Genomic DNA, 10088 nt, shown 5'->3' with positions numbered 1-10088 from the left:
TCACCGCCAGCGCATCCGGCGTCGCTACGACTTGACGAGCGATGCCCTGATGAATGCACAGCTCGGTGGCGAAATCGGCAGCGACGCTCGGGACGCTTTCGATCAGGTTCAACTCACTGAGCGACCGCTCGCCCGACTCGCTCATCTGCCCGAGCAGGCGCTGCAAGTACTCGCCCAACTGCGTCACGCTGTGCGCCGCGAAACGCTCGCACTGGTAGCTGAAGTGCATCGACAACTCGTCGCTTAAATGCACCAGCAGCGTCAGCGGGTAGTTGGTCTGTTCGTGATTGTTGATCTCGCCAAAGCGCAACTCCTGCGGCGCGCCCTGCTCCAGCGCCTCGGACACCGGGTAGTTCTCGAACACCAGAATGTTGTCAAACAATGCTTCACCGTTGCGCGCGGCCCAACGTTGAATGTCGAACAACGGCGTGTGTTCATGCTCGCGCAGGGCAAGGTTCTGCGCCTGTACGCTCTGCAACCACTCACCCACGCTCGATTGCGCGTGGGGGCTGGCGATCACCGGCAAGGTGTTGATGAACAGGCCGATCTGCTGCTCGACACCTTTGAGTTCAGTCGGACGCCCCGCCACCGTGGCACCGAACGCCACGCTTTGTTGGCCGGTCAAGCGCTGCAACAGCAGCAGCCAGGCCGCCTGAATCAGCGTGTTGAGCGTGACCTTTTGCTGGCGAGCGAAATCGCCCAGTCGTAGGGTCTGCCGGGCATCGACAACACAGAAGTGCTCGCCATGACCGTCCCGTGGAGCGTCGCCACGCTGCGCCTGAAGTGCTTGCGCCAACAGTGTTGGCGCTTCCAGGTCAGCCAGTTGCGCGGTCCAGTAATGTTCGCTGGCCTGCACGTCCTGACGCTGTAACCACTCGATGTAATCGCAATAACGCCCGGCAAGCGCTGGCTGAGCAATGCCGCTGTAGCGTTGCAGCACTTCGCCGAGTAACTGCGAGTTGCTCCAGCCATCCATCAGGATGTGATGGTTGGTGTAGATCAAATGGCAGCGCTGGTCATCCAGACGCACAACGACCATGCGCAGCAGCGGCCCTTGGCTCAGGTCGAAACCTTGCGCCTGCTCGGCAGCAGCCAGTGCATTCAATTCGCCCTGGCCATCGCCATGCTCGCGCCAGTCGAGCACGCTGAACGGCATGTCCAGTTGCTTGTGTACCACTTGCACCGGTCGCGCCAGCTCACCCTGCCAGACAAAACAGGTGCGCAGGATATCGTGGTTGTCCACCGCCGCTTGCCAGGCCTGCTGGAAGCGTTGCGGATCAAGGCCTTCGACGTCGAGGCGAACCTGATTGATGTAATCGCCAGCGGCCTGTTCGTAAAGGCTGTGAAACAACATGCCCTGCTGCATTGCCGACAGCGGATAGACATCGGCAATCTGTTGCGCCGGCAATGGCAAGCCGTCGAGTTGCGTCTGGGTCAGGCCGGCCAACGGGAAGTCCGACGGGGTCAGACCTTCGACGCCCGGGGTCAGGCAATGGCCGATCAACGCGGCCAGTTCTTCGGCGTAATCGGCGGCCAGTGCTTCGATCACCGCACTGTCGAAGCGTTCGCTGCTGAAGGTCCAGCCCACGCGCAACTCGCCGCCATACACCTGACCATTGAGGGTCAGCCAGTTGCCCAGCGGCGCGTCCGGGCTTTGATCGAGGCCGGCGTTGTCCGGCGATGGCACGAACAATGCGCTGTCATCGCCCTCGAAACTGCCGTCGAACTGGCCAAGGTAGTTGAAGGTGATACGCGGGCTCGGCAAGGCACGCAGGCTCTGCTGCGCCTGAGCGTCACCGACGTGGCGCAGCACACCGAAACCAATGCCCCTGTCGGGGATCGAGCGCAGTTGTTCCTTGATCTGTTTGATTGACTCACCCGCTGTCGCGGCCGGGGTCAGGCACACCGGGAACAGGCTGGTGAACCAGCCGACGGTGCGGGTCAGATCGACGCCGTCAAACAGCGCTTCGCGACCATGGCCTTCGAGCTGAATCAGCGTCGACGCCTGTCCGCTCCAACGGCCGATGACCCGCGCCAGTGCCGTCAGCAACAGGTCATTGACCTGAGTGCGATACGCCGCCGGCGCTTCTTGCAGCAATTGCCGGGTCAGCTCGGCGCCGAGTCGGGTCTGCACAGTCTGCGCCAGTCGATTGTGCTGACCGGCGTCCACGCGTTTGCACGGCAGGTCGGTGCTGACATCGCTCAGACAGGCCCGCCAGTAAGCCAGCTCTGCCTGCAACGCCGGGCCGTTGGCGTAGCGCTGCAAGTGCTCGCTCCAGTCCTTGAAGGCGCTGGTCTTCGATGGCAGGCTCAGCGGCTGATCATCGAGCAATTGCTGATAAGCGTTTTGCAGGTCTTCAAGCACAATCCGCCACGACACACCGTCCACCGCCAAGTGATGAATCACCAACTGCAAACGCTGAGTGCCGTCGGCCAGATTTGCCAACACAGCGCGCAGTAACGGCCCGTTTTGCAGGTCGAGACTGCGCTGGGCGCGGTTGCCCAAGGCTTCCAGCGCAGCAGCATCGGCGACGTCCTCCTGCCAGAGCAGGTTCTGCGATGAGTCTTCCACCGCTCGGTGTTCGGCCTGCCACACGCCATCCTGCTGCGAAAAACTCAGGCGCAGGGCATCGTGATGGGCCACCAGCGCGCGCAGCACTTGCTCGACCTTGGCGGCGTCCAGCGCCTGACGCGGTTGGAGCAGCACCGACTGATTCCAGTGGTGACGTTCAGGGATCTCGTCTTCGAAAAACTGCTGCTGGATCGGCAGCAGTACCGCCGCGCCGGTCACCGCCTGTTGATCAATCGTCGACGAGTCATCGCCCAACTGTGCGACCAGCGCCAGACGCTGCACGGTCTGGTGCTGGAACAGGTCTTTGGGATTGAGACGAATACCGGCCTGACGGGCACGGCTGACCACCTGAATCGAGATGATCGAGTCGCCGCCCAGTTCAAAGAAGTTGTCGTTGAGACCCACTCGCGGCAGCTTCAGCACGTCTTGCCAGATCGCCGCCAGGCGCTGCTCCAGTTCGCTTTGGGGCGCCTGATAAGCCTGCTGCGCCTGACTCGCGTCCGGGGCCGGCAAGGCGCTGCGATTGAGTTTGCCGTTGGCGGTCAATGGCAGTTGCGCCAGCAGCAACAGGTGCGCCGGGATCATGTGATCCGGCAGGTTTGCCTTGAGCCCGGCACGCACACGGTCGCGCCACAGGCCTTGCTCGGCCGGGCTGGCATCAAGTAGCGCGACATCGTCCGGCACCAGCCAGGCGACCAGTTGCTGACCACTGAGGCCCGGCTGCGCGAGCACCACGGCTTGGCGCACGACGGCTTGTTCGAGCAACTGCGCTTCGATTTCACCCAGCTCGATACGGAACCCGCGAATCTTCACCTGATGGTCGATTCGACCGACGTATTCGACGACGCCGTCAGCGCGGTAACGCGCCAGGTCACCGGTGCGGTACAGACGCCCGCCGTCAGCGGCAAACGGATCGGGAATAAAACGCAGGCTGGTCAGATCGGCACGGTTCAGATAACCCCGCGCCAGGCCGGCGCGCCCGATGTACAGCTCGCCGATACAGCCTTTGGCGACCGGGTTCAGGTCTCCGTCGAGCAAATACCACGACAAATCCGGAATCGGCTCGCCGATCGGGCTGCCGACATCGCCTTGCAGATCGGCCATCGACAATGGGCGGTAAGTCACATGCACGGTGGTTTCGGTGATGCCGTACATGTTGATCATTTGCGGCGCCTGATCGCCGAAGCGTTCGAACCACGGGCGCAGGCTCTTGACCTCCAGCGCCTCGCCGCCGAACACCACGTAACGCAGCGACGGCTGAAGCGCGGCGTGTTGCGGGGCGCACGCCACTTGCATCAATTGCTTGAACGCCGAGGGCGTCTGGTTCAGTACGGTGATGCCTTCGCGGCAGAGCAAAGCGTAGAAATCTTCCGGCGCACGGCTGACCTCGTAAGGCACCACCACCAGTTTGCCACCGTACAGCAGCGCACCGAAAATCTCCCACACCGAGAAATCGAAGGCGCAGGAATGGAACAGGCTCCAGACATCGGTCGGACCAAAACCGAACCACGCATCGGTGGCTTCGAACAGGCGCAGCACGTTGCGATGCGCCAGCAAGGTGCCCTTCGGCTGGCCGGTCGAACCGGAGGTGTAGATCACGTAAGCCAGGTTGTCCGGGCTCATGCTGACCTGCGGGTTGCTGTCGCTGTAGCCTTGGAGAGCGTCGCGGTCCTGATCGAGCATCAAACTGCGGACCGAGTCCGGCACCGGCAGACGATCAAGCAGATGGCTTTGGGTCAGCAGCAGGCCGATGCCGCTGTCGCCGATCATGTAACTCAGGCGTTCTTGCGGGTAGCTGGGGTCCAGCGGCACGTAAGCGCCCCCGGCCTTGAGGATCGCCAACAGCCCGACCAGCATGTCGAGGCTGCGCTCAACCGCCAGACCGACACGCACGTCCGGGCCGACACCGTTGGCGATCAATTGGCGGGCCATCTGATTGGCGTGGCTGTTGAGCTTCTCGTAGGTCAGCGTCTGTTCGCCGCAGGTCACGGCAATCGCTTGCGGGGCGCGCGCAGCCTGGACTTCGATCAATTGATGCAGGCACCGCTCGCTGGGGAAATCGGCCACGGCCGGGTTCCATTGCAGCACGGTCGCCGCGCGTTCGGCTGCGTCGTGCAGCGGCAGTTCGGCAATGCGCTGACCGCTGTCGGCGACGATGCCTTGCAGCAGATTCGTCCAGTGTTGCGCCAGACGCGCGATGGTCGCGGCGTCGAACAAATCGGTGGCGTACGTCAGCTCGGCCCAGACGTTGTCGGTGGATTCGAAGGTGTTCAGGGTCAGGTCGAACTGTGCAGTGTTCGACGCCCAGTTCAGGCCTTCGATCTCGATGTTCGGCAAGCGCGTGGCGCCCTGTGCCTGACGGGCCTGGCTCTGGTGATTGTGCAGCACCTGGAACAACGGACTGTGGCTGAGACTGCGCTCCGGTTGCAGCGCATCGACCAGTTGCTCGAACGGCAGATCCTGATGAGCCTGGGCGCCGAGCACGGTGCTTTTCACTTGCTGCAGCAGGCTGCGGAACGTCTGCTGGCTGTCGAATTCGGCTTTCAGCACCTGGGTGTTGACGAAGAAGCCGATCAGCCCTTCCGTCTCGACCCGGTTGCGGTTCGCCACCGGCACACCGACGCGGATGTCGGCCTGACCGCTGTAGCGATGCAGCAAGGTCTGGAACGAGGCCAGCAACAGTGTGAACAGCGTGACGTTTTCACGCTGGGCAACCTGCTTGAGCGCAGACGCCAGTTCCAGGCTCAGCGGGATATCACGACGGGCGCCGCGATAGCTTTGCTCAGGCGGACGTGGGCGGTCGGTCGGCAGCTCCAGCAGCGGCTGATCGCCATCGCCCAGTTGCGCCGTCCAGTAGTTCAACTGACGCTCGCGTTCACCGGCGTCCATCCACTGCTTTTGCCACACCGCGTAGTCGGCGTATTGCACCGCCAACGCTGGCAATTGCACCGCCTGCCCCTGGCTATAAGCGGCGTACAACGCCACCAGTTCATCGACCATGACCGTCATCGACCAGCCATCGGAAACGATGTGGTGCAAGGTGATGACCAGTGCGTGGTCGTCATCTGCAAGACGCAGCAATTTGACTCGCAGCAGCGGGCCTTGCTGAAGATTGAACAGGTGCAGGGTTTCTTCGGCGACCAGCGCTTGCAGCGCGGCCTCGTCCAGATCGGCGGCAACGTCCTGAACGTGCAGATCCAGCGTGCCGTGGGCCTGAATCACTTGCAGGGTCTGGCCCTGCTCTTCGACGAAGCAGGTGCGCAGGGCTTCGTGGCGGGCGATCAGAGAATCGAAGCTGCGCTGCAACGCCACCAGATCCAGTTCACCGCGCAGACGCAGCGCGGCCGGGACGTGATAAGCGGTGCTGGTCGGCTCCAGTTGCCAGAGGAACCACTGGCGCTCCTGAGCATACGAAAGCGCCAACGGTTGCAGACGCGGCAGCGCGACAATCGGCGGTTCCCAAGTCGCCTGATCAATACCGAGCGCGGCGACAAAATCTTGCAGCGTGCTGTGTTCGAACAGCGTGCGCAGCGGCACCTGAACGTTCAGTACCTGACGCACCCGCGAGATCACTTGAGTGACCAACAAGGAGTGGCCGCCCAGTTCGAAGAAATTATCGCCAAGGCCCACGCGATCCAGCTTCAGCACCGCTTGCCAGATCTCGGCGACGGTGTGCTGGGTGGCGGTTTGCGGTGCGCTGTAGGTCGATTGCAACTGGCTGGCGTCGGGCGCCGGCAAGGCTTTGCGATCCACTTTGCCGTTGGGGGTCAGCGGCAGTTGCGCCAGGAACAACAGGTGCGCCGGTACCATGTACTCCGGCAGTTCAGCCTTGAGGCTGGCCTTGAGCGCGGCACGCAAATCGGTTTGCGAAACATCATTGACCGATGGCACCACGTAGGCCACCAGTTGTGGGCCGGTCGGGCCGTCCTGCGCGACCACGACGGTTTCGCGCACGCTGTCGAGCGCGAGTAAACGCGCTTCGATTTCACCGAGTTCGATACGCAAACCCCGGATTTTCACCTGATGGTCGATCCGCCCGATGTACTCGATCACACCCTCGGCGCGATAGCGCGTCAGGTCACCGGTGCGGTACAGACGCGCACCGTTTTTCGCGAAAGGATCCGGCACAAAACGTTCGGCGGTGAGGCTTGGGCGCTGGAAATAACCACGGGCCAAACCGTCACCGCCAATCAGCAATTCACCCGGCGCGCCGAGCGGATTGAGCTCAAGGTCACTGCCGAGGATGTACAACGCGGTGTTGTCGATGGGCGTGCCGAGGAACGGACGGCTGTTGTCCGCACTCAGTGCATGTTGTGCTGACCAGATCGTCGTTTCGGTCGGGCCATAGAGGTTCCACACGCGTGGCGTCAGCGCCAGCATGCGCTGCGCCAGTTCCTGCGGCAGCGCTTCACCGCCACAAAGGAACGTGCGGCCGTTGAGGATCGCGGCGTGTTCGTTGTCCAGCAGCATGCGCCAGGTCGACGGCGTGGCTTGCAGCACACTGACGGCGTGACGCTCGATCAGTTCGAGCACCGCTTGCGGGTCTTGATGCACGTCCTTGCCGGTCAGCACCACGCCGGCGCCGGCCAGCAATGGGCCGTAGATTTCCAGGCCGAAAATGTCGAACGAGAACGTGGTCAGCGACAGCATGCGATCAGTGGCTGCGATCCCTGGTTGCTTGATCATGCTCGCGACAAAGTTGCTCAGCGCCGCGTGACGCACCATCACGCCTTTGGGGTTGCCGGTGGAACCAGAGGTGTAAATCGTATAGGCCAGGTGTTCGCCGTTGACCGCAACATCCGGCGCGGTCTGAGGATACGCCGCCAGCCAGCCGTGTGGCTGATCCAGCAACAGCATCTGCACGTTCGCCGGGATCGGCAACTGCGCCTGCAAGTGCGACTGGGTCAGCAGCAACTGCAAACCACTGTCCTCGATCATGTAGGCCAGACGATCTTGCGGGTACGCCGGGTCCAGCGGCACATAAGCGCCGCCAGCCTTGAGGATCGCCAGCAGGCCGACGATCATTTCGACGCTGCGCTCGACCGCGATGCCGACCCGTTGATCCGGGCCAACCCCGGCCTCGATCAGTTTGTGTGCCAGTTGATTGGCCCGGGCATCCAGTTCGCCATAGCTCAGCACGTCTGCGCCGATGATCAGCGCGGTCGCTTGCGGGGTTTGTTGCGCCTGCAACGCGAACACCTGCTGCACGCAACCGCCCTGCGTGGTGTGATCGGCCACGCGTACCCAGTCCTGCAACAGCACATCGCGTTCGGTACTGTCCAACAACGGCAATTCGCCGACGCGGCAGGTCGGAGCGGCCACGATGCCACGCAGCAGGTTCTGCCAGTGACGAGCAATGCGCTCGACGGTCTCAGGCTTGAACAGGTCAGTGGCGTAGGTCAGCTCAGCGGCGAAACCGTCGCTGGATTCATAAGTATTGAGGGTCAGGTCGAACTGCGCGGTGCGCCCTTCCCACTGCACATCCTCGACACTCAACTGCGGCAGTTGCACCGCGCCACGCTGCTGATCACGGCGGGTCTGGTGGTTGAACATCACCTGGAACACCGGGCTGTGGCTCAGGCTGCGCTCCGGTTGCAGCGCTTCGATCAATTGCTCGAACGGCAGATCCTGATGCGCCTGAGCATCCATCGCCGCTTGCTTGACCTGCGCCAGCAAGCGGTTGAACGGTAGTTGCCCGTTCACCTCGGCATTCAATACCTGAGTGTTGACGAAAAAGCCGATCAGGCCCTCCGTCTCGACGCGGTTACGGTTGGCCGCAGGCACACCGACGCGAATCTGCGCCTGGCCGCTGTAGCGATGCAGCAAGGCCTGGAACGACGCCAGCAACACCATGAACAGGCTCGCACCTTCGCGCTGGGCCAGATGTTTCAGGGCGTCGCCGAGATCCGCCGGCAAGTCCAGCTCAAGGCGCGCACCGCGCAGGCTTTGCACCGCCGGGCGGGGGAAATCGATGGGCAACTCCAACACCGGCTGCTCGCCGTCCAGCGTCTTGATCCAATAAGCCAGTTGCCGCTCACGCTCGCCCGCTTCCAGCCAGTGACGCTGCCAGATCGCGTAGTCGGCGTATTGCACGTCCAGCGCCGGCAGCGTCAAGGGCTGCCCGCGGGTGTCGGCGGCGTAATGCTGGATCAGCTCATTGACCAGCACTTTGATCGACCAGCCATCGGAGATGATGTGGTGCTGGATCAGCACCAGCACATGATCGTCCTGCGCCACTTTCAGCAGCGCCACGCGCAGGAGCGGGCCCTGTTGCAGGTTGAACGGGCGTGCGGTTTCGCTTTCGACGAACGCCTTGATCGCAGCCTCTTCACCGGCGGCATCAAGACCTTCGGGCAGCGGAACCAGACTGATGTTCAGCGGCAGTTGCGGATGAATCACCTGGCAGAAGGTTTCGCCCTGCTCGGCGAAGGTCGTGCGCAAACTTTCGTGACGCGCGGCCACGGCATTGAAACTGCGTTCCAGCGCCGCCACCTCCAGCCGCCCCTTGAGGCGCAGGGCGCTGGGGATGTGATACGCGGTGCTGTGCGGGTCCATTTGCCAGAGGAACAATTGACGTTCCTGGGCATACGACAGAGGAATCGCCGCAAACCCGGAACGTGTCTCCGGGATCGGCAGGTTGGCCGCAGAGACGCCCTCTTCGAGCATCTTTTCCAGGTACAGCTTACGTTTGTCCAGCGGCAGAGTGATAAAGCGCTTGGCTACCCTCAAAGCAACACTCTTGTCCATCAGACTTCCTCCATATCGTCAAGCAGGGCTTCCAGCTTGCTCAGTTTCTGTTCGTTGATTGCCCCGCCTCCTGTATCGAGGTGAGCGACAAAGTCGCTCAGGACGGGGTGCTGGAATAACAGTTGCGGGGTCAGCGTCAGGCCCAGTTCGAGAGCCATGCGCGACACCACGTTGACCGCCAGCAGCGAGTGCCCGCCCAGTTCGAAGAAGTGATCGTTCAGGCCGATGCGTTGCACGTCGAGCACTTGCTGCCAGATCGCCGCGACCCGCTGCTCAAGCTCACTGTGCGGCGCGACATACGCGGCCTGCATCTGGCTGGCATCGACCGCTGGCAAGGCCTTGCGGTCGAGTTTGCCGTTGGGGGTCAGTGGCAACTGCTCAAGGAACAGCAGGTGCGCGGGAATCATGTAGTCAGGTAACGAAGACTTGAGGCCAGTCTTTAGTCCGTCGCGCAGGAGCCGCTGCGCTTGGCCGTCGCACAGATCCAGTGGCGGGGCGACCACATAGGCCACCAGTTGCGCGCCAGCCTCACCTTCGACGGCCAGCACCGCCGCTTCGGTGACGGCCGGTTGGGCGAGCAATCGCGCCTCGATCTCCCCCAACTCGATGCGCAATCCACGAATCTTCACCTGATGGTCGATGCGGCCCATGTACTCCAGTTCGCCCGCTTCACGCTCGCGGATCAGGTCGCCGGTGCGGTACATCCGCTCGCCATTGTCGGCGAGCGGGTTGGGTACGAAGCGTTCAGCGGTCATCGCCGCGCGGCCCA

Annotated in this window: 2 protein-coding genes; both read right to left on the bottom strand. The window is 62.7% G+C overall.

The window, feature by feature from the left end; all coding sequences use genetic code 11:
• The coding region (locus AACY02_RS25480; protein WP_339434297.1) for an amino acid adenylation domain-containing protein at nucleotides 1-9319 on the bottom strand (9319 nt) is incomplete at its 3' end.
• On the bottom strand, nucleotides 9319-10088 hold a 770-nt coding region (locus AACY02_RS25475; protein ID WP_339434296.1), incomplete at its 5' end, for a phosphopantetheine-binding protein. The genes AACY02_RS25480 and AACY02_RS25475, both read right to left, overlap by 1 nt.

The organism is Pseudomonas sp. EA_65y_Pfl2_P78 (assembly GCF_963970495.1).
GTDB classification, from domain to species: domain Bacteria; phylum Pseudomonadota; class Gammaproteobacteria; order Pseudomonadales; family Pseudomonadaceae; genus Aquipseudomonas; species Aquipseudomonas baetica_A.
The sequence above is the reverse complement of the archived record's forward strand: the minus strand, read 5'-3'. Positions and strand labels throughout refer to the sequence as shown.